This is a genomic window from Agrobacterium sp. P15N1-A, from assembly GCF_044626815.1.
GTDB classification, from domain to species: Bacteria; Pseudomonadota; Alphaproteobacteria; order Rhizobiales; family Rhizobiaceae; genus Agrobacterium; species Agrobacterium leguminum.
This window is the reverse complement of the sequence record NZ_JBIUPF010000001.1, coordinates 714,432-732,672: the sequence shown is the minus strand read 5'-3', so window position 1 is coordinate 732,672 and position 18,241 is coordinate 714,432. Positions and strand designations below refer to the sequence as shown.

21 protein-coding genes are annotated in these 18,241 nt (G+C 62.0%); 14 read left to right on the top strand and 7 right to left on the bottom strand.

The features are described from left to right. The first annotated feature begins 6 nt into the window (after positions 1 to 6). Positions 7 to 399 (top strand): DUF937 domain-containing protein, encoded by a 393-nt coding sequence (locus ACIK7D_RS03630; protein WP_080817440.1) that lies wholly within the window; start codon positions 7 to 9, stop codon positions 397 to 399. Between the two features lie 7 nt (positions 400 to 406). Here the strand turns inward: ACIK7D_RS03630 and ACIK7D_RS03625 are convergent, their stop codons facing one another. After that, on the bottom strand, positions 407 to 838 hold the full coding sequence (locus ACIK7D_RS03625) for a winged helix-turn-helix transcriptional regulator (protein WP_400155648.1): 432 nt from the start codon (positions 836 to 838) through the stop codon (positions 407 to 409). A 103-nt stretch (positions 839 to 941) separates the two neighbouring features. Here ACIK7D_RS03625 and ACIK7D_RS03620 point away from each other — a divergent pair, with 103 nt between their 5' ends. The 3 genes from ACIK7D_RS03620 to ACIK7D_RS03610 all read left to right on the top strand — a co-directional run bounded on the left by ACIK7D_RS03620 (position 942) and on the right by ACIK7D_RS03610 (position 3,457). Next, positions 942 to 1,700, top strand: a complete 759-nt coding sequence (locus tag ACIK7D_RS03620; RefSeq protein WP_400155647.1) for an SDR family oxidoreductase — start codon at positions 942 to 944, stop codon at positions 1,698 to 1,700. Positions 1,701 to 1,770: 70 nt separating this feature from the next. Beyond that, positions 1,771 to 2,577, top strand: a complete 807-nt coding sequence (locus ACIK7D_RS03615; RefSeq protein WP_400155646.1) for an AraC family transcriptional regulator — start codon at positions 1,771 to 1,773, stop codon at positions 2,575 to 2,577. Positions 2,578 to 2,845: 268 nt separating this feature from the next. Further along, complete coding sequence (locus ACIK7D_RS03610; RefSeq protein WP_400155645.1) at positions 2,846 to 3,457, top strand: LysE family translocator; 612 nt, start codon at positions 2,846 to 2,848, stop codon at positions 3,455 to 3,457. 24 nt (positions 3,458 to 3,481) lie between these two features. On the opposite strand, the gene ACIK7D_RS03605 is transcribed toward ACIK7D_RS03610, so the two are convergent. Together ACIK7D_RS03605 and ACIK7D_RS03600 are read right to left on the bottom strand one after the other, a co-directional pair. Continuing rightward, on the bottom strand, positions 3,482 to 4,309 hold the full coding sequence (locus ACIK7D_RS03605; protein WP_400155644.1) for an aldo/keto reductase: 828 nt from the start codon (positions 4,307 to 4,309) through the stop codon (positions 3,482 to 3,484). 111 nt (positions 4,310 to 4,420) lie between these two features. Beyond that, positions 4,421 to 5,347, bottom strand: a complete 927-nt coding sequence (locus ACIK7D_RS03600; protein WP_400155643.1) for a bestrophin family protein — start codon at positions 5,345 to 5,347, stop codon at positions 4,421 to 4,423. Positions 5,348 to 5,534: 187 nt separating this feature from the next. Here ACIK7D_RS03600 and ACIK7D_RS03595 point away from each other — a divergent pair, with 187 nt between their 5' ends. Both ACIK7D_RS03595 and ACIK7D_RS03590 read left to right on the top strand, forming a co-directional pair. Further along, positions 5,535 to 6,242 (top strand): YafY family protein, encoded by a 708-nt coding sequence (locus ACIK7D_RS03595; RefSeq protein ID WP_059753971.1) that lies wholly within the window; start codon positions 5,535 to 5,537, stop codon positions 6,240 to 6,242. A gap of 48 nt (positions 6,243 to 6,290) precedes the next feature. Continuing rightward, on the top strand, positions 6,291 to 6,659 hold the full coding sequence (locus ACIK7D_RS03590; protein ID WP_020813099.1) for a VOC family protein: 369 nt from the start codon (positions 6,291 to 6,293) through the stop codon (positions 6,657 to 6,659). Positions 6,660 to 6,661: 2 nt separating this feature from the next. On the opposite strand, the gene tam is transcribed toward ACIK7D_RS03590, so the two are convergent. After that, entirely contained in the window at positions 6,662 to 7,432 is a 771-nt protein-coding gene (tam, locus tag ACIK7D_RS03585) for a trans-aconitate 2-methyltransferase (protein WP_400155642.1), read from the bottom strand. Between the two features lie 338 nt (positions 7,433 to 7,770). On the opposite strand from tam, the gene ACIK7D_RS03580 reads away from it, so the two are divergent. Together ACIK7D_RS03580 and ACIK7D_RS03575 are read left to right on the top strand one after the other, a co-directional pair. Beyond that, a complete protein-coding gene (locus ACIK7D_RS03580) occupies positions 7,771 to 8,652 on the top strand; it encodes a branched-chain amino acid aminotransferase (protein ID WP_065654247.1) in 882 nt (293 codons plus the stop codon). Between the two features lie 172 nt (positions 8,653 to 8,824). Then, the gene (locus tag ACIK7D_RS03575; protein ID WP_400155641.1) at positions 8,825 to 11,191 is read left to right on the top strand and encodes a methyl-accepting chemotaxis protein; all 2,367 of its coding nucleotides are present in this window, start codon (positions 8,825 to 8,827) and stop codon (positions 11,189 to 11,191) included. Between the two features lie 227 nt (positions 11,192 to 11,418). Here ACIK7D_RS03575 and ACIK7D_RS03570 read toward each other — a convergent pair whose 3' ends face one another. Continuing rightward, complete coding sequence (locus ACIK7D_RS03570; protein WP_400155640.1) at positions 11,419 to 12,306, bottom strand: LysR family transcriptional regulator; 888 nt, start codon at positions 12,304 to 12,306, stop codon at positions 11,419 to 11,421. Positions 12,307 to 12,402: 96 nt separating this feature from the next. Between ACIK7D_RS03570 and ACIK7D_RS03565 the strand changes: the two genes are divergently transcribed. Further along, the gene (locus tag ACIK7D_RS03565) at positions 12,403 to 12,945 is read left to right on the top strand and encodes a GNAT family N-acetyltransferase (RefSeq protein WP_400155639.1); all 543 of its coding nucleotides are present in this window, start codon (positions 12,403 to 12,405) and stop codon (positions 12,943 to 12,945) included. A gap of 4 nt (positions 12,946 to 12,949) precedes the next feature. Here the strand turns inward: ACIK7D_RS03565 and ACIK7D_RS03560 are convergent, their stop codons facing one another. Next, positions 12,950 to 13,312 (bottom strand): hypothetical protein, encoded by a 363-nt coding sequence (locus ACIK7D_RS03560; protein WP_162936705.1) that lies wholly within the window; start codon positions 13,310 to 13,312, stop codon positions 12,950 to 12,952. A gap of 220 nt (positions 13,313 to 13,532) precedes the next feature. Between ACIK7D_RS03560 and ACIK7D_RS03555 the strand changes: the two genes are divergently transcribed. Both ACIK7D_RS03555 and ACIK7D_RS03550 read left to right on the top strand, forming a co-directional pair. Beyond that, positions 13,533 to 14,135: a superoxide dismutase gene (locus ACIK7D_RS03555; RefSeq protein WP_003522258.1), complete on the top strand. Its 603-nt coding sequence runs from the start codon at positions 13,533 to 13,535 to the stop codon at positions 14,133 to 14,135. Positions 14,136 to 14,264: 129 nt separating this feature from the next. After that, positions 14,265 to 15,110 carry a metallophosphoesterase gene (locus tag ACIK7D_RS03550; RefSeq protein ID WP_400155638.1) on the top strand — a complete coding sequence of 282 codons (846 nt, stop codon included), beginning with the start codon at positions 14,265 to 14,267 and terminating at the stop codon, positions 15,108 to 15,110. Here ACIK7D_RS03550 and ACIK7D_RS03545 read toward each other — a convergent pair. Further along, on the bottom strand, positions 15,099 to 15,809 hold the full coding sequence (locus ACIK7D_RS03545) for a helix-turn-helix transcriptional regulator (RefSeq protein ID WP_400155637.1): 711 nt from the start codon (positions 15,807 to 15,809) through the stop codon (positions 15,099 to 15,101). The genes ACIK7D_RS03550 and ACIK7D_RS03545 overlap by 12 nt on opposite strands. A 133-nt stretch (positions 15,810 to 15,942) precedes the next feature. Between ACIK7D_RS03545 and ACIK7D_RS03540 the strand changes: the two genes are divergently transcribed. The 3 genes from ACIK7D_RS03540 to ACIK7D_RS03530 all read left to right on the top strand — a co-directional run bounded on the left by ACIK7D_RS03540 (position 15,943) and on the right by ACIK7D_RS03530 (position 18,136). Then, a complete protein-coding gene (locus ACIK7D_RS03540; protein WP_400155636.1) occupies positions 15,943 to 16,572 on the top strand; it encodes a LysE family translocator in 630 nt (209 codons plus the stop codon). Positions 16,573 to 16,690: 118 nt separating this feature from the next. Then, positions 16,691 to 17,125, top strand: coding sequence for a c-type cytochrome (locus ACIK7D_RS03535; RefSeq protein ID WP_400155635.1), 435 nt, complete (start codon positions 16,691 to 16,693; stop codon positions 17,123 to 17,125). 90 nt (positions 17,126 to 17,215) lie between these two features. Further along, the gene (locus ACIK7D_RS03530; protein ID WP_262534948.1) at positions 17,216 to 18,136 is read left to right on the top strand and encodes a cytochrome c; all 921 of its coding nucleotides are present in this window, start codon (positions 17,216 to 17,218) and stop codon (positions 18,134 to 18,136) included. Positions 18,137 to 18,241: the final 105 nt, after the last annotated feature.

Here is an 18,241-nt window from a genome sequence, read left to right as displayed (position 1 = left end):
GCAAGAATGAACGAAGTCGTGAGCCAGATCGCCGAGAAGGCGGGAATCAGCCCGGATCTGGCCGAAAAGGCCATTGGCATGATTCTCGGTTTTCTTCAGCGTGAGGCGGAAGACGGCCCGATCGCCCGCATGATCGAAGCCATTCCCGGCGCCAGCGAACTGGTGGCGCAGTATAATGGCGAAGGTGCCGGCGGCGGCGGTCTGCTTGGCGGCCTGATGAGCGCGATCGGCGGCGGCGGCATCATGGGGCTGGGCCAGCAGCTGATGAGCCAGGGCCTTGGCATGAGCGAGATTTCCACGCTCGCCAAGGAAACCATCTCCGTTGCCCGCCAGCATGCGGGTGATGAGGTTGTCGATCAGGTGATCGCTTCGGTTCCGGGCCTCAGCCAGTTCGCCTGAGGCGAAACTACTCCATAGCGGTGCGCGGCGGCTGTTCATTGAACAGACGCCGCGCCTCTTCTATTTCGGCATGGTGCGTTTCCGCCCATATCCACACGCCGCAAAAGGCGCTGCCCAGCGTGCGGCCGAGGTTCGTCAGGCCGTAATCCACATGCGGCGGAATGACGGGATGCACGGTGCGGCGCACCAGCCCGTCGCTTTCCATCTGCCGCAGCGTTTTCGTCAGCATCTTCTGGCTGATATTGCCGACCAGCCTGCCGATCTGGGTGAAGCGCAGCGTGCCATGCTCTTCCAGCACTTCCAGAATGAGCATCGTCCATTTGTCGGCCACCTTGGCAATGATGTCCTGAACCAGCGCCTCTATTGCCGGATCGGTATCCGTGGGAGGCGGAACCTTGCGCCGGCTCTCGAGAGCCGGGTCGGCCGCGTGCCGTTTCATCTTACACTCTCCTTTGGGTAAGTATAAATCTTTTGGGTGCCTACTTTCGATTGGAGAGTATCATAGCTAACTTCCTTTCAGCCAACAAGCAAAGGATGTTCCAATGAAAATCGCTGATAACACCATTCTCATCACCGGCGGCGGTTCCGGCATCGGCCGGGCGCTGGCGGAGGCGTTTCACAAGGCCGGCAACCGGGTGATCATTTCCGGCCGTCGCAAGGCCGTGCTCGACGAGGTGACGGCCGCCAATCCCGGCATGGCCTCGATGGTGATGGACGCGACGGACGCCGCAGGCATCCGCGCGTTTGCCGAAGCTCTGGTGAAGGCCCATCCGACCCTCAACGCCGTCATCAACAATGCCGGCATCATGCGGCCGGAAGACATCGCCGCAGCACCGGATTATCTCGACACGGCGGAAGAAACCATCGCCACCAATCTTCTCGCGCCCATTCGCCTGACGGCGGCGCTTTTGCCGCATTTCCTGAAACAGCCTGCCGCCACGGTTCTGACGGTTTCCTCCGGCCTCGCCTTCGTGCCCATGGTGCTGACCCCCACCTACAGCGCCACCAAATCGGCCATCCATGCCTATTCGGTCGCGCTGCGCGAGCAGCTGAAGGAAATGCCGGTGGAGGTCATCGAAATCGTGCCGCCCTATGTGCAGACGACGTTGATGGGCGAGGGGCAGGCGAGCGACGAAAGGGCCATGCCGCTCGACGCCTTCATTTCCGAGGTGATGGATATTCTTGAAAATCGCCCGGATGCGAAGGAAGTGGTGGTGGAACGCTGCAAGCCGCTGCGTTTCGCCGCGCAGAACGGCAATTTCGATCAGGTCTTCGCCATGATCAACCATATGCATCCCTAAACGGCCGCATCTGTCGCGACTGGGCATCCTGTGATAGCGTCGCGCTCTTATCTGCGGAGCGCGCGCTTTCATGGCCCAAGGCCGGTTCCTGATGCCGAAAACCATTCTGCCCGGCGTCGTCGCCGTGGCGGCGGATAGCGACCATTCCTTTCCGCGCCACATGCACGATCAGTTCGGCATCGGCCTCATCGAACGCGGCGCGCAGAAATCGCTCTCCGGCCGTGGCATGGTGGAAGCGGGCGCCGGTCATCTCATCACCGTCAATCCGGGCGAGGTGCATGACGGTATTCCGCTCGGGGAGGGCGGCCGCGCCTGGCGGATGCTCTATCTCGACATCGATATCGTCCGCGACGCCGTTGCCGATATCGGCGAGACGGATGGCGGCGCGTTCGAATTCGCCTATCCCGTCGATATCAGGCCCCTGGCAAAGCCATTCAACGCTGTCTTTGCAGCCATGACGGCAAGGGAACGGCCGGGCGAAACCCTTCGTGGCGACGAGACCCTGCTGACGCTTCTGGCGGGGGCGATGGAGACGGCGGCGAAGCCGGGCGAAATCGCCGCACCCGAGAATATAAAGCGGGCGAAAAGCCGCATCGACGACGAGCCATCCCGGCCATTCCGCCTTGCCGATCTCGCCGCGGAAGCCGGCATGAGCCAGTTCCGCTTCCTGCGCGCTTTCGCCAGAGCGACCGGGCTCACGCCGCACAGCTATCTTCTCCAACGGCGTGTCCATGTGGCACGCCATGCACTGGCCAGAGGCACGCGGCCCGCCGAGGCGGCCTTTGCCGCCGGTTTTGCCGACCAGAGCCATCTGAACCGGTTCTTCGTGCGGCAATTCGGGGTTACGCCGGCGGTTTACCGGGCGGCGCTTTCGTAGCTGCTTTCTCCGCCCTTATTCCTGTGCTTGTCACAGGAATCCAGCCAGCCCAAGTCCTTGGGCTGAAAAGACTCCTCCCGCCGCGCAGACGCGCGTCGACTGGATTCCTGTGACAAGCACAGGAATGAGGACGGAGTGGGCTGGCCGATACCGTAACCTGCCACTTCGGTGCGCGCCGACGAGCGTCTGTGCTGCAATTTCATCCAAGACACCCACCCCACGCACCATCATGCTCCTGTCCTCCACCCCAAGAGGACACACCCGCATCATGACACCCGAATTCCTCATCACATCCTTCATCGTCGCCGCTTCTCCCGGAACCGGCGTAGTCTACACGCTGGCCGCCGGTCTTTCGCAGGGGGCGAGGGCGAGCGTCATCGCGGCCTTCGGCTGCACGCTTGGCATCGTGCCGCATCTGCTCGCCGCCATCACCGGGCTTGCCGCCATCCTGCACACCAGCGCACTCGCCTTCGGCATCGTCAAATATCTGGGGGTCGCCTATCTCCTCTACATGGCGTGGAACACGCTGCGGGAGGACGGTGCGCTGAAGATCGACGATACGAGGGAGCCCCGGAAGGCCGCCCGCGTCATCGGCGAGGCGATCCTCATCAATCTGCTGAACCCGAAACTGTCGATCTTCTTTTTTGCCTTCCTGCCGCAGTTCATCGGGCCGGATGAGGCTTTGCCGACATGGCGCATGGTCGATCTCGGGCTGATCTTCATGGCCATGACGTTTCTGGTCTTTGCGCTTTATGGCTGCTTTGCCGCCTCGGTCCGGCGTCAGGTGGTGTCGCGCCCGGCGGTCCTCGCCTGGCTGCGGCGCAGCTTCGCGGCCGCTTTCGTGGCACTGGGTGCGAAGCTGGCCCTGACCGAGCGATAAGACCAGAGCGGAGGGAAGGCCGCCTCAGTCGTCCCAGTCGGGCGCGAGGTGGCCGGGATTGACGATGCGGCCATTCGGCTTTGCAAGCGCGTGGATCGCCCGCATTTCCTCTTCCGACAGCGCGAAATCGAAAATATCGAAATTCTCCTTGAGGCGGCTTTCGGTCGCCGTCTTGGAAAGCGCTACGATATCCGGCTGCTGCACCGCCCAGCGCAGGGTCACCTGCGCGGCGGTCTTGCCGTGTTTTGCGCCGATATCCTTCAGCACGGGATCGTTCGGCACCTTGCCATCGGCCATCAGATAATAGGCCGTCACCGACATCCCATGCTTGCGCGCCGCCGAAATCACCTTCGTCTGGTCTAGATAGGGGTGATATTCGATCTGGTTGGTGGCAAGCGGCGTATCGGACAGTTTCACCGCCTCGTCAGTCAGCGCCACATTGAAGTTGGAAATACCGATATTGCGCGCCTTGCCGGCCTTGCGCACCGCGTTCAGCGCGCCCATGCGCTCGGCAAGCGGCACGTCGCTCTTCGGCCAGTGCAGCAGCAGCAGATCGACATAGTCGGTCTTCAGTTTCGCAAGGCTTTCATCGACGGAAGCGAGAAAATCGTCGTGGCGGAAGCGGTCCACCCAGACCTTGGTGGTGAGAAATATATCGTGGCGGGAAATGCCTGACTGAGCGATGACCTCGCCGACGGCCCCTTCGTTCTTGTAGATCTGCGCGGTATCGACATGGCGGAAACCGAATTTCAGCGCCTCCGGCAGAATGCGCCTGATATCGTCTTCCGGAATGCGGAAGGTGCCGAAACCGAGGGCGGGAATATTCGCGCCATTCGCGCTGACGTCATACATGGGATGTCTCTCCTGTTCGCTGAAAACATGGCCGGCGCGGGATGCCGGGCGGGGAAGCCGTCTTTCATTAACTGGTGTCCGCGCGATCGGTTTCAACCCGGCAGGACGATATCACATCAGCACGTAATCCACCGGGCGCGGGTCGACCGGCAGATCGGTCTCGCCCCTCGCCTCGCGCAGATTGATCTCGATTGTGGTGGCGAGCGAATTGATCGGCAGCGCATTGAGGCCGGTGCCGAAGGGGTCCTCCAGCTCGTCGGACAGCGCATCGAGACCGAAGAACGTATAGGCGATGAGCGTGCTGGTAAACGGCGTGGCCCAGCCGAGCAGATCGGTGAAACCGAACGGCAGTAGCAGGCAGAACAGATGCGCGGTGCGGTGAAGCAGCAGCGAATAACCGAAGGGAACCGGCGTCTGGCGGATGCGCTCGCACGAAGCCTGCGCCGCCCCCATCTGCTGCACGGTGGCGTCCAGCATCTGTAGCTGGATATCGCTGATCTGCCCCTTGCCATGGGCGGACACGACGGCGTCGGATATTTCGCGCAGCAGCATGTCCGGCCGGTTGCGGCTGCGGTCGTAAATATCCCTGAGATCATCCGGAACGAGGCTGGCCGCAGTGGCGGTCGCATCCCCGGGGCGCAGATGCGAGACCAGCGCGTGGCAGAAGGCGATGGCGAGATCGGTGATCCGCCGGCGGGTGACGGGATCGGCGACATCCTGCCGGCTATCGAGCATGAGGCTCTGGCGTGAAAGCGCGCGGGCGACGGTAATCAGCGCACCCCATTGCTTGCGGGCTTCCCACCAGCGGTCGTAACAGGCATTGGCGCGAAAACCGAGAAACACCGAAAGCGCGATGCCGAGCAGCGAAAAGGGCGCGCCGTTCAGCGCCTGCACCAGATCCGGCCTGTCCTTGTGCGCCCAGACAACCAGCGTCGACAGCAGGAAAACCGCAAGCACCTGCGGAAAGATGCGGACGATGATGGAGCCGCGCACGATGAGGAAAAGCTGCAGCAGGTTCGGTTTTGGACGAACGATCATGGCGGAAACTCGAAATGCCTGTGGCGGATGGGAGGGGCGTGAAAGAGCATCACCCTATCTACATGCTGGCGAGGCGGCCTTGTCCACCCTTTTTTGCATGGTTGCACCCGACGGCTGGCGGCGCTACGCGTCTATCGCCGGGATCGTCAACCGTACGATCCGACTATGCGGTGGAAGGAAATATCGCGTGTCACGCTCACAACGGCTTCTCGATCTGTTGCAGATCCTGCGCTCCCACCGCATGCCGGTTAGCGGCGCGGCCCTTGCCGCGCAAACCGGCGTCAGCCTGCGCACGCTTTACCGCGATATAGCGACGCTTCAGGCGCAGGGCGCGGATATCGAAGGGGAAGCGGGCGTGGGTTATGTGCTGCGCCCCGGTTTCCTGTTGCCGCCGCTGATGTTTTCGCAGCAGGAAATCGAGGCGCTGGTGCTCGGCTCGCGCTGGGTGGCGGGCCGCGCCGATGCGGGATTGGCGGAGGCCGCCCGCGCCGCGCTCGTCAAGATCGGCGCCGTGCTTCCCGATGCCCTGCGCGAGGAACTCGATCATTCCACCCTGCTGGTCGGTCCGGGGCAGGGTCTTGCCGCCATCCATGTCGATCTGGCGGCCATTCGTGATACGATCCGTAAGGAAAGCCGGGTCGTCATCACCTATCGCGATGAAAAGGGAGAGGTGACGGAACGGGTGATCTGGCCCTTCGCGCTCGCCTTTTTCGATCTGGTGCGGGTGGTGCTGGGCTGGTGCGAGACACGGCAGGACTACCGCAGTTTCCGGGCCGACCGCATCGAAGATTTCCGTCCCCTCGACAGCCGTTATCCGCGCCGCCGCCAGGCGCTGCTGAAAGAATGGCGCGAAAGGGAAAAACAGCGGCGGCGGCATCATGCTGACAAAAACTGACAACAGCGGGGTCTAGAAACCGTTCATCCGCAACACAGGAGAACAGCCATGACCCACCCCGATTTCACCATCCTTTACGTCGACAACCCGCCGGCCAGCACCGAATTTTACAAGGCGCTGCTGGGCGCGGAGCCGGTCGAAGCCTCGCCGACATTCTCGCTCTTCGTGCTTCAGAACGGCATGAAGCTCGGCCTCTGGTCGCGACATACCGTGGAGCCGAAGGCATCCGTTACGGGCGGCGGCGGCGAGCTTGCCTTCCGCGTTGAAAACGATGCGCGGGTGGACGAGATTTTTGCGGATTGGAAGGCGAAGGGCATCGACATGCTGCAGCAGCCGGCGGGCATGGAATTCGGCTACACCTTTACCGCCGCCGACCCCGACAACCACCGCCTCAGGGTCTATGCTTTCGCGGGCTGAAGCTACTTCTTCACCGCCACCACAAAAAGGCGGGGAAAGCGCAGAAGCAGGCGGCCGTCCGCCATCGGCGGATAGGCCACCCTGATGCGCCGCGTATAGTCGGCGAGGAAGGCTTCGCGGTTTTCCTCGCCGGCGGCGGTGAGATAGGGACGCAGCCCCGTGCCCTTGACCCATTCGACGATGCTTTCCGCATCCTTCATCGGATGATTATAGATGGTGTGCCACACATCCACCCGCGCGGATTTCGGCACCAGCGCATCGAAATAATCCGAAGGCGCGGGCAGGGGTTTGCGGCGCAGCCTGCCATCTGCAAACGTGTCCTTCCAGGAACCGTTCGCTCCGGTTTCCTCCATGGCGCGATGCGTCGGCTCCTGCAGATTGTCGGGCATCTGCACGGCCAGAACGCCGCCGCTTTCCAGCTGGTCCATCAGTTGCGAAAGAACGTTGAGATGATCCGGCACCCATTGGAATACGGCATTGGCATAAAGCAGGTCTGCCTTCTGCGCCGGCTTCCACTGGGAAAGATCGGCCTTGCCGAAGCGCGTGGTCGGCAGCCGGTCCGCCGCCTTTTCCAGCATGTCGTCATCGCTGTCGATGCCAGTAATGACATTGACGCCGTAACGGTCGGTCAGAAGCTCGGTGGAATTGCCGGGGCCGCAGCCGAGGTCATAGCCGTTCAGCACCCGCTCCAGCGGCACCTGCGCCAGAAGATCCCGTGCGGGACGCGTCCGCTCGTCTTCGAATTTCAGATATTGGTGGGCGGACCATGCCATGATTTTCCTCCTGCAGACTGCCGTCAGATCGCCAGCATCGCATGGGGCAAATCACGCCGCCATCATCCGACGCATGAATTATTGTGATGAATCTATTCATCAACCTTTTGTTTCACCTCATAAAACGTGCTTGCGGGGCCGTCGCTTTGTTATTTTCCATCAAATTCAGAAATCGCTGCAATTAAAACTTGACCTCGTCAGGGGAGAGGCATTCACTCCGGCCGATTTCCAGCACATGCCCCGTTGAGAGCGCGCAGCACTCTTCATCCGGCAATGCATCAGAACAAAAAAGACGGAGCGTTTTTACCGAATGAAAACGCTTGAGACAGGAGACCATCATGAGCGTCGATACCGCACCCCGATCAACCACCTGGACCTATGTTGACGGTCAATGGCTGCCCGGCAATCCGCCGCTCATCGGCCCGACCTCGCATGCCATGTGGCTGGCCTCCACGGTGTTCGACGGTGCGCGCTGGTTCGATGGCGTGGCGCCCGATCTCGATCTGCACTGCCAGCGAGTCAATCGCTCCGCCGTCAATATGGGCATGAAGCCAACCATGACGGCCGAGGAGATCGAGTCCCTGGCACTCGAAGGCGTCAAGAAATTCGACGGCAAGATGGCGATCTACATCAAGCCCATGTATTGGGCCGAACACGGCATGCCCGGCAGCGTCGTGGCGCCCGATGCCAGCTCCACCCGGTTTGCGCTTTGCCTTTTCGAAGCGCCGATGGATGCCGGCAAGCCGCTGACGCTCACCGTCTCGCCGCTGCGCCGCCCTTCGCCGGAAACCGCCATGACCGACGCCAAGGCCGGCAGCCTTTACCCCAACAGCGGCCGCGCCATTCTGGAAGCGCGCTCGCGCGGCTTCGACAATGCCCTGATGCGCGACATGAACGGCAATGTCGCCGAATCCGCTTCGGCCAACATCTTCATGGTCAAGGACGGGGTCGTCCTTACCCCGGTTCCGAACCGCACTTTTCTTGCCGGCATCACCCGTTCGCGCGTGATCGGCCTTCTGCGCCAGGCCGGTTTCGACGTGCGGGAAGCAACGCTTTCGGTCGAGGATTTCCGCGAGGCCGATGAAATCTTCTGCTCCGGCAATTATTCCAAGGTTTCGCCCGTCGTGAAGCTCGATGATCGCGAATTGCAGGCAGGCCCCGTCGCCCGCAAGGCGCTCGATCTCTATATGGACTGGGCGCGTCTCGGCGCGGACGTTTAAGGTCGGGTAAAACCCATAGTTTCAAAAGGCCGCGGCAGGCTCATCCCTGCCGCGGCCTTTTGTTTTTAACTGCATTATTTCCCCATAAAAATTCAGGGGGAATTTAATCCAATTTTAGAGGACCACAGGCTAGCTTGCGGCATTACCGATCCGGGCTAGTGGGGGCCGCCAAATGTCTTTCAGCATACGCAATATACTTGTGGGATTTTTTCTGCTCGTCGGCATCGCGCTGGCAGGCTTCGTGGGCAACGGCATGTTGCAGTCCGTGCAGCGTGCCCGCAGTTTTTCGGAGGTGGCGCAGCTCGTTTCGCTGGACAGGCTGCTTTTCAACGCCTTGCTGAATTTTCGCAGTGAACGCGGCAACAGCGCCTCGGCGCTGACGGTCGATCCGGCGAAGACGGCCAACACCATCGCCAGCGTGCAGGCGTCGCGCCAGAAGGTGGATGCCGCCATGGGCGCCTTTCTCGAACAGTCCGCCGCGCTCGATCAGGCTGGCCTCAAGGCTCCGCTTGCCCGCGTGAAGGATATCTACACGCAATTCCTGGAGCTGCGTAAAAAGGTTGACGCCAACGTCACCCTGCCGCTCGACCGTCGTGAAAACGGGCTGGACAAGACCGTGCTGACGCTCGGTCAGGATTTCCTGACGGCGCTCGAAGCGGGATCGACGGCGGTGGAAGGTGAGGTTCGCTCGCTGGACCAGAGCCTGACCGGCCTCATCCAGTTGCGGTCCTATGGCTGGTCGGCGCGTGCGCTGGGCGGCAGCGCCACCGTTGTCATCAATGCGGTCGTGGCCCAGCAGCGGCCGCTGACCCCGCAGGAAACCCAGCAGCTTGGCAATTTCGATGCCGGCGCGGCCTTTGCCTGGAAAGCCACCGGCGACCTCGTCGCGCATGAATCGACGCCGAAGGCGCTGAAAGACATCTATGCCGTTGCCGACAGGACCTATTTCAAGGGTGATTTCGTCACGCAGCGCGCAAAGCTGATCGACGATCTGAACAATGGCCGCACGCCTGCCTTCACCATCGATACATGGCGCAATACGGTCACCGAAAGCCTCGATACGGTCGCGAAAATCGCCTCCGAAGCGATGGATGTTCTCAACGCCAATGCCGAAAAGGCCAGACAGGACGCCTTTATCGGCGCGATGATCTATCTCGCCGCATTCATCCTCACACTTGGCGTCTGCATTCTCTGCCTTGCCGTCATCGTCGGCCGCGTCACCCGTCCCATCAGCCGCCTGACCAAGGCGATGATGGAATTGTCCACCGGCAACCTGACCATCGATGTGCCCGGCGCAAAACGCGGCGACGAGATCGGCGAGATGGCCCGCGCCGTGGAAATTTTCCGCGAAGCGGCCATCCGCAACCGGCAGCTTGAGGACGAAGCCGTCGGCAGCCGCGAGCAGGCCGAGCGCGACCGTATCGAGCTGCAGCAGCGCGCCGAGGCGGAGGCGGAAGAGCGTCTCAATCAGGCCACGGGGTCGCTGGCTGGCGGTCTTCGCCGGCTGGCCTCCGGTGATATGGTCTGCGAGATCGCCACGCCGTTTTCGCCGCAATTCGAGACGCTGCGGCACGATTTCAATAGTTCCGTGCACCAGCTGCGCGAAGCGCTCACCAGCGTCGGCCAGTCCGTGCAGACCGTGAACGGCGGCGCTCACGAGGTGTCGTCGGCATCCGACGATCTTTCCCGCCGTACCGAACAGCAGGCCGCTTCTCTCGAAGAAACCGCCGCGGCGCTGGAAGAGATCACCGCCAATGTTTCCGCCACCTCCAAACGGGCGAGCGATGCGCGCGACACGGTGCGCGAGGCAAGGACAAAGGCCGATCTTTCCGGCAAGGTGGTGCGCGATGCCGTCGCCGCCATGGAGCGCATCGAACATTCCTCGCGCCAGATCGGCCAGATCATCGGCGTCATCGACGAAATCGCCTTCCAGACAAACCTTCTGGCGCTGAATGCCGGCGTCGAGGCGGCAAGGGCGGGCGATGCGGGCAAGGGCTTCGCCGTCGTCGCGCAGGAAGTGCGCGAACTGGCGCAGCGCTCCGCCAACGCCGCCAAGGAAATCAAGCAGCTCATCACCGCGTCAGCCGTTGCGGTGGGTGAGGGCGTGAAACTGGTGGCCGATACCGGCGTCGGCCTTTCCGAGATCGAGCAGCTGGTGCTTTCGGTCAACACCCATATGGATGCCATCGCCACGGCGGCGCAGGAGCAGTCGGCCGGTCTTTCCGAGGTTAACACCGCCGTCAACCATATGGATCAGGCCACGCAGCAGAATGCCGCCATGGTCGAGGAAATGAATGCGGCCGGTGCGGGGCTTGCACAGGAATGCACCAACCTCCACGCCCTGCTTGCGCAATTCCAGCTCGGCCAGCAGACCTCGGCATTGCGGGAGACGGCACGGCATATGCAGCGCGCCGCAAGTCCGGTCCCCGCGCCCGCCGCACCGGTCGCACCGGTCGCACCGGCGCCGAAGGCTCGCCCCGTCGCCGTACGCGGCAATGCGGCGCTGGCCGCGAAGGGGGATGAGTGGACGGAGTTTTGAGAACGAACCTCGTGGACTGAACGTGTGGGTGGAGGCTTGGTTATGGGCTCCGTCACCCCGGACTGGATCCGGGGTCCAGCGCGATCAAGTCCTTGATCGCGAAAGACTCTCTTCACGGCGCAGACGCGCCGTGGCTGGATGCCGGATCCAGTCCGGCATGACGGAGGAGAGAGTACGGTTCCTTGTCGTCAACAAGTCGAAGCCCGCCCTCGCAACCGGCGCGAGCTTCACCTTTTCCCCACATCCGGCAGCGCAGCGGCAAGCGCCCGCAGCGGCGCGGTCATGTGTTTGTCGCGCCGCATCGCCAGCGCGATCCGCCGTTCAAGCGGCGGTGCGAGCGAGCGCCATTCGAGCCCGGATGCCGCGCCTTCATGCTCCATCGCCATGCGCGGCACGATGGCAAGGCCAAGGCCTGCACCTGCGAGCTTCTTGATCGCCTCGACGCTGCCCAGTTCCATGGCGGGCTGCACGGTGCGGCCGCTCGCCGAAAACCATTGATCCACCAGCCGGCGCGTATTGCCGCCCTCGTAAAGCAGCAGCGGCCGCGCCGAAAGCGTCTCGGCGTTGAGCGCCGTTGTGTCAGAGACGGAGCCTTGCGGGAAAACCGCGACCAGCTCGTCGAGATGGATGTCGCTGATATCGAGGCTACGGCCGCTGGCGGGCAGGGCCACCACCGCCGCATCGATGGTATTGGCCTCCAGAAGCCGGAGGATATCGTGGGTATTGCCGGTCTGCACGACGATCTCGATGCCAGGCATGGCCTGCCGGATTTTTCCCAGCACCGGCGGCAGCAGATAGATGCAGGCGGTGGCGCCCGTGCCGATGCGCAGGCGTCCCGTCACCCCGCTGCGATGCGGCGCAACGGTATCGATGGCATGCGCCACTTCTTCCGCAATCCTTCTTGAATGGATGAGAAAATCGCGCCCCGCCGCCGTCGGCTGCGCGCGCCTGCCGACCCTTTCGATCAGCCGCACGCCGAGCTGTTTTTCAAGCAGCCTTATATGCAGGCTGATGGCCGGCTGCGTCAGCCCGGCCTTGTCAGCGGCGGCGGAAAAACTGCCGAGATCGGCCACATCCATGAAGCTGCGCAGCTGCCGCAGGTCGAGGTCCATCATCAAAGAAAACCTTATCGTTTGTATAAGACAGATAACCTTTATTTTGGATGCGCCGCAATGCACAATGACAGCGTGAATGATCCGCAGGACAAGAGAATGACCCTTTCCACCGTTTCCAGCCTTACCATCCGCCCTTGCGAAGAGGCGGATATTCCAGCCATTGCCGAAATCTACCGGGACGCCGTGCTGCACGGCCGCGCGAGCTTCGAGATCGATCCGCCAAGCGTGGAGACGATGGCCGAGCGCCGCCGCCTTCTGGTGGAGGGTAATTACCCCTACCTCGTCGCCGAATGCGATGGAAAGATAGCCGGATATGCCTATGCCGGCGCCTATCGCCCGCGCCCGGCATATGGCGCGGCGGTGGAGAATTCCGTTTATATCGATCCGGCCATGAAGGGCATGGGCATCGGCCGCAAGCTGCTCGATGCGTTGATAGAGGCGGCGACGGCGCGCGGCTTCCGGCAGATGATCGCCGTCATCGGCGATTCGGCCAACGCCGCCTCGATCGGCGTGCACCGCGCCGCCGGTTTCGAACATGTCGGCACCTTCAAATCCATCGGCTGGAAACATGGCCACTGGCTGGATACGGTGCTGATGCAGCGTGCGCTGGGCGAGGGTGACACCACACCGCGCTTTTGAACGATCAGGGCTTGGTGGAGCCGGGGATTTCCACCTTCAGCGTATCGCCGGCAAGCTCGCTGCCCAGCTCCACGGCCTTGGTCTTCTTGTCGTAGACGCAGATATGGCTGACGGTGGCATCCGCGCCCCCACTCTTCCCGGTGAGTTTCGCCTTGCCGGTGAGGATGGCGAGGCCGTAATTCTCGCTGCCGACCGGATCGACCACGGCCTTCGCGTCCTCGATCATGTCTTTGGCGCCGGCAAGGCAGGCCGTCTGCACATCCGCCACGAACTCCTTCCAGGCATCGTCCGACGATGCGGCGGCAGGCAAGGTGAGCGACGAGAAGGCCGCAAGGAGGAGGATGGAGCGGGGGATCGGACGGGTCATGGAATTTCCTTCCTGCAATCTCGGTAAAAGCGAACCGATAGGGTGGAAAACGGTACGCCAGGGTTGTGAAACAAATGTGGTGGCGGCCGCAAGGAGAGGAATTTTCTCTTTTGTCGGAACATTTTGATATTTCGCAGGTTGCCCAAACAGAGGTTCGCTCCTATGGTCCGCTCACACGGTTTCTAGGAGCGGTAACCCGCTGCAAAAAGGAGTAAAAACCATGGCCTTCGAACTTCCCGAACTCCCCTACGACTACGACGCGCTTGCACCCTACATGTCGCGCGAGACGCTCGAGTTCCATCACGACAAGCACCACAAGGCATATGTCGACAACGGCAACAAGCTGGCGGCCGAAGCAGGTCTTTCCGACCTGTCGCTCGAAGAAGTCGTGAAGAAGTCCTTTGGCACCAATGCCGGTCTCTTCAACAATGCGGCCCAGCATTACAACCACGTCCATTTCTGGAAGTGGATGAAGAAGGGCGGCGGCGGCAACAAGCTGCCGGGCAAGCTCGAGCAGGCATTCGCCTCCGATCTCGGCGGTTACGACAAGTTCAAGGCCGATTTCATCGCTGCCGGCACCACGCAGTTCGGCTCCGGCTGGGCATGGCTCTCCGTCAAGAACGGCAAGCTTGAAATCTCCAAGACCCCGAACGGCGAAAACCCGCTGGTTCATGGCGCCGATCCCATCCTCGGCGTCGACGTCTGGGAACACTCCTACTACATCGACTACCGCAACCTGCGTCCGAAGTACCTCGAGGCCTTCGTCGACAACCTCATCAACTGGGACTACGTCCTGGAGCGTTACGAAGCCGCCGCCAAGTAAGGCTTGCGGAACGGATTTTTCGAACACCCGGCCTCTGTGCCGGGTGTTCTGCTTTTGTGATATGGCGATACGGCCTGTCGGGTTTTATTGTCACAAGCCTGTCATCCGCCGGGTTTATCGCGGCGCATCATGACTGAAAAAACCACGCCTCTCTTCTCCTTCGGCATTGTCGCCGATCCCCAATATGCCGATGCCGATCCGCGCCCCGAGATGGGTCGTTATTATGCCGAGAGCCCGAAAAAGCTCGCAGACGCGATCGACGCCTTCAACCGCGAGGAGCTGGCCTTCGTGGTGACGCTCGGCGATATCATCGATCGCGGCTTCGACAATTTCGATGCGATCCTTGCCGTTTACGACGGGCTTCGCCACCGCTCGGTCCTGCTGCCGGGCAATCACGATTTCGCCGTCGCCGCCGAGCATTTGCCGGCTATCCACGCCCGCCTCGGCATGTCCGCCCCCTGGCATGATTTTTCCATCGGCGACATCCGCTTCGTCGTGCTTGACGGCAACGAGGTCAGCCTTTTCGCCCCGCCGCCCGGCGATCCGCGTCGGGCGCTTGCAGCAGACCGGCTGAAGCGCCTGGCGGATGCCGGTGCAATCAATGCGCAGGACTGGAACGCCTCGCTCAGCGACGAGCAGTTCGAATGGCTGCGGGCCGTTCTGCAAAAGGCGGATGCGGCAGGCGAAAAAGTGATCGTTCTCTGCCACTATCCTGTCTATCCCGAAAACGCCCACAATATGTGGGACGCGCCGCGCATTCTAGAACTTCTCGGCTCCCACCGCTCGGTCGTCGCGTGGTTCAACGGCCATAATCACGAGGGCAATTACGGCCTATTGGGCAATACCCACTTCGTGAATTTCAAGGGCATGGTCGATACGCCCGACCAGAACACCTTCGCCATCGCCGATGTCTTTGCTGACAGAATCGTCATTCGCGGTTTCGGGCGGGAGGAGGATCGCCTTTTACGGCTGTGAGTAGGGGATTGGCGGCTGGTTGCTCTGCCAGCCGCTCATCCATAATTGCCGCAGCTTCTCGCCTTCCAGCTTGAAGAAGCTGCCGGTCGTTTCGCAGCCCAGCACCCGGTCCGAGCGGAAATTGCGGATCGCCTGCCGCAATTCGCACCAGGCGACGATATTCACCGTCTCCGAATAATAGATCACCGCAATCGGCCGAACCCACCGCTGCGTTTCCGCGCCGGCTTCATCGCGATAGGTGATCTCCAGCTTCTCCTCGTCGCGCACCGCCCGCCTGACCGTCGCAAGATCGACGCTGGCGGGGGAGGGGGCGATGCTGCCCCAGGCGTGCAGGGCATTGGCGGAGAGGGTTTTCGACAGGGGTTCGGGCAGGGATGCGGCGATCTTGTCGCTGACCTGCCTTGCCGCCTGCCGCAACTCGCTATCGCCGGTACGCGCGACCATGGCGAGAGCCAGCACGATCGCCTCCGTCTCTTCGATGGAAAACATCAGTGGCGGCAGGTTGAAGCCGGGACGCAGGATGTAACCCACGCCGCGTTCCCCTTCGATGGGCACGCGCATGGTCTGAAGCGCTGCTATGTCGCGATAGACGGAGCGCACCGTCACTTCCAGCGCCTCGGCAATCGTCTGCGCGGTGACAGGCCTGCGCGCCACCCGCAGGATCTGGATGATCTCGAACAGTCTCGACGCCTTGCGCATTGCCGTTTTCCCGGTGGATTTCCCCACGCAACTGACACAACGCTGTCAGTTGGCTTTTCCTATAAACGAAAAAACACATTGAGAAACATGGGATTTCCCGAATGTGTCGTGAACCGTTTTGGGAGATACTGACATGAGTTACGCCGAAAATCTCTGGCTTTTCTTTCTGGTCCTGTTCGGCATCATCATCCTGCCGGGCATGGATATGCTGTTCGTGCTGGCAAGCGCGCTGACGGGCGGCAAGAGAACGGGTCTTTCCGCCGCAAGCGGCATGAGCGCCGGCGGCATCGTGCATTCGCTTTACGGCGCCCTGGGCGTCGGCATGCTTGCCGCCTGGATGCCGTCGCTGTTCCTGCCGCTTCTGGTTTTCGGCGCCGCCTATATGATCTGGATCGGCATCGGCCTGATGCGCAGCGCGATTGTCGTGAACGGCGATGAGGCGCGGGCGAGCGCTTCGGTCAGAAAGGCCTTCTGGCGGGCGGTGCTGACCTGCCTTTCCAATCCGAAGGCCTATCTGTTCATGATGGCGATCTATCCGCAATTTCTCAAACCGGCCTATGGTCCGATCTGGATGCAGGGGCTGGTGATGGGCGCGATGGTGGCGGTCACGCAGTTCACGGTCTATGGCGCGCTGGCGCTGACGGCGGATAAAAGCCGGGCATGGCTGGTTTCTTCGCCCGCCGCCACGATCTTCATCGGCCGCGCCGCCGGTTTCATGCTGATTGCCGCAGCGCTTCTCACACTGTGGGAGGCCCTGTCTTAGGCTTCTGTTTTCACGATGGAATTCACCGCAATGTGACTTCTTTTCGCCATCCGGAAAGGGCATCCTCGCGCCGTTCCATCAAGCGTCCGGTGTCCCGGCCGGAATCAAGGAGAGTTGCATGAAACTGAAAACCATCACCGCGGCCATGCTGTTCGGCTGTCTTTGCGCCGGAGCGGTCTACGCTGCCGGCGAAGTCGAAAAACGTGAAGGCATGATGAAGCAGATCGGTGGGGCCATGGGTTCGCTCGCCGCCATCTCCAAGGGCGAAAAGCCCTTTGACGCCGATACCGTCAAGACTGCCGTAACCACCATCGGCACCAATGCGAAGGCTTTCCCGGACCAGTTCCCCGCCGGCACCGAGACCGGCAGTGCGGCGGCCCCCGCCATCTGGGAAAATTTCGACGACTTCAAGGCCAAGGCCGCCAAGCTCGGCACGGATGCGGACATGGTTCTCGCCAATCTCCCCACCGATCAGGCGGGCGTCGCGACCGCCATGAAGACGCTCGGCGCCGATTGCGGCGCCTGCCACCAGACCTATCGTCTGAAGAAATAATCGCAGCACTTTGGAAACGCCGCTTCCCGGCGGCGTTTTCTCAGGCACGAAAGACATCTGACCGGGTCAGGTGAGAATGGGGAGAGGGGCATGTCCTCCATCTGGACGAAACTCGCGGGCGGAGCCGTCGTCGCGGCCATTGCGGGCTACGGCATATTCGCCTGGGTTACGGCGCCTGAGCGGCAGGCGCCCAGCCACTGGGTCAGCCTGGGCGAACCGGATCTGGCCAATGGCGAAACGCTGTTCTGGGCGGGCGGCTGCGCAAGCTGTCATGCCGCGCCCGATGCGAAAGGCGAGGCGCTATTGACGCTTTCGGGCGGGCAGGCGCTGAAAAGCCCGTTCGGCACCTTCCATGTCCCCAATATTTCTTCCGATCCGCAGCATGGCATCGGCGGCTGGACGCTGGCGGAATTCGGCGATGCGATGACGCGCGGTGTGGGCAGGAACGGCGAGCATCTCTACCCGTCCTTTCCCTATGCCTCCTATGCCCGCATGACGCAGAAGGACATCAACGATCTCTTCGGTTATCTGAAAGCCCTGCCGGCCAGCCAGAACGATGCGCCGGATCACGAGTTGCCGTTCCCCTTCAATCTGCGCATGGCGCTGGGCGGCTGGAAATTCCTTTACTTCGACCCCTCGGCGCGGCCCCGCGTGGAGCTTGCCAATGCCAATGCCGAATTGCTGCGCGGCCAATATCTGGTGGAAGGGCCGGGCCATTGCGGCGAATGCCACACGCCGCGCAACGCGCTTGGCGGTTTCGTGAAAGACAAGTGGCTGGCCGGCGGGCCCAACCCGGAAGGCGAGGGCCGTATTCCCGACATCACCCCCGGCTCGCAAAGCATCGGCAGCTGGGCCGAGGCCGATATTGCCAGCTATCTGGAAAACGGATTTACCCCGGAATTCGACAGCGTCGGCGGCTCCATGGTCAAGGTGCAGCAGAACATGGCGCATCTGACGGCCGAAGACCGCGATGCGATTGCCGCCTATCTGAAGGCCATACCGTCGCGGTAACCCTCAGCCGTCATGCCGGACTGGATCCGGCATCCAGCCACGGCGCGTCTGCGCCGTGAGAAGAGTCTCTCGAGATCAAGGACTTGATCGCGCTGGACCCCGGAT

Bases quoted from the DNA above. Each gene is read 5' to 3' on its own strand.
- ACIK7D_RS03535 (WP_400155635.1), top strand. From the start codon at position 16,691: ATGAAACTGAAAACCATCACCGCGGCCATGCTGTTCGGCTGTCTTTGC.
- ACIK7D_RS03560 (WP_162936705.1), bottom strand. From the start codon at position 13,312: ATGACCCGTCCGATCCCCCGCTCCATCCTCCTCCTTGCGGCCTTCTCG.
- ACIK7D_RS03590 (WP_020813099.1), top strand. From the start codon at position 6,291: ATGACCCACCCCGATTTCACCATCCTTTACGTCGACAACCCGCCGGCC.
- ACIK7D_RS03545 (WP_400155637.1), bottom strand. From the start codon at position 15,809: ATGCGCAAGGCGTCGAGACTGTTCGAGATCATCCAGATCCTGCGGGTG.
- ACIK7D_RS03620 (WP_400155647.1), top strand. From the start codon at position 942: ATGAAAATCGCTGATAACACCATTCTCATCACCGGCGGCGGTTCCGGC.
- tam (WP_400155642.1), bottom strand. From the start codon at position 7,432: ATGGCATGGTCCGCCCACCAATATCTGAAATTCGAAGACGAGCGGACG.
- ACIK7D_RS03600 (WP_400155643.1), bottom strand. From the start codon at position 5,347: ATGATCGTTCGTCCAAAACCGAACCTGCTGCAGCTTTTCCTCATCGTG.
- ACIK7D_RS03550 (WP_400155638.1), top strand. From the start codon at position 14,265: ATGACTGAAAAAACCACGCCTCTCTTCTCCTTCGGCATTGTCGCCGAT.
- ACIK7D_RS03575 (WP_400155641.1), top strand. From the start codon at position 8,825: ATGTCTTTCAGCATACGCAATATACTTGTGGGATTTTTTCTGCTCGTC.
- ACIK7D_RS03625 (WP_400155648.1), bottom strand. From the start codon at position 838: ATGAAACGGCACGCGGCCGACCCGGCTCTCGAGAGCCGGCGCAAGGTT.
- ACIK7D_RS03570 (WP_400155640.1), bottom strand. From the start codon at position 12,306: ATGATGGACCTCGACCTGCGGCAGCTGCGCAGCTTCATGGATGTGGCC.
- ACIK7D_RS03610 (WP_400155645.1), top strand. From the start codon at position 2,846: ATGACACCCGAATTCCTCATCACATCCTTCATCGTCGCCGCTTCTCCC.
- ACIK7D_RS03555 (WP_003522258.1), top strand. From the start codon at position 13,533: ATGGCCTTCGAACTTCCCGAACTCCCCTACGACTACGACGCGCTTGCA.
- ACIK7D_RS03530 (WP_262534948.1), top strand. From the start codon at position 17,216: ATGTCCTCCATCTGGACGAAACTCGCGGGCGGAGCCGTCGTCGCGGCC.
- ACIK7D_RS03565 (WP_400155639.1), top strand. From the start codon at position 12,403: ATGACCCTTTCCACCGTTTCCAGCCTTACCATCCGCCCTTGCGAAGAG.
- ACIK7D_RS03605 (WP_400155644.1), bottom strand. From the start codon at position 4,309: ATGTATGACGTCAGCGCGAATGGCGCGAATATTCCCGCCCTCGGTTTC.
- ACIK7D_RS03580 (WP_065654247.1), top strand. From the start codon at position 7,771: ATGAGCGTCGATACCGCACCCCGATCAACCACCTGGACCTATGTTGAC.
- ACIK7D_RS03540 (WP_400155636.1), top strand. From the start codon at position 15,943: ATGAGTTACGCCGAAAATCTCTGGCTTTTCTTTCTGGTCCTGTTCGGC.
- ACIK7D_RS03630 (WP_080817440.1), top strand. From the start codon at position 7: ATGAACGAAGTCGTGAGCCAGATCGCCGAGAAGGCGGGAATCAGCCCG.
- ACIK7D_RS03615 (WP_400155646.1), top strand. From the start codon at position 1,771: ATGGCCCAAGGCCGGTTCCTGATGCCGAAAACCATTCTGCCCGGCGTC.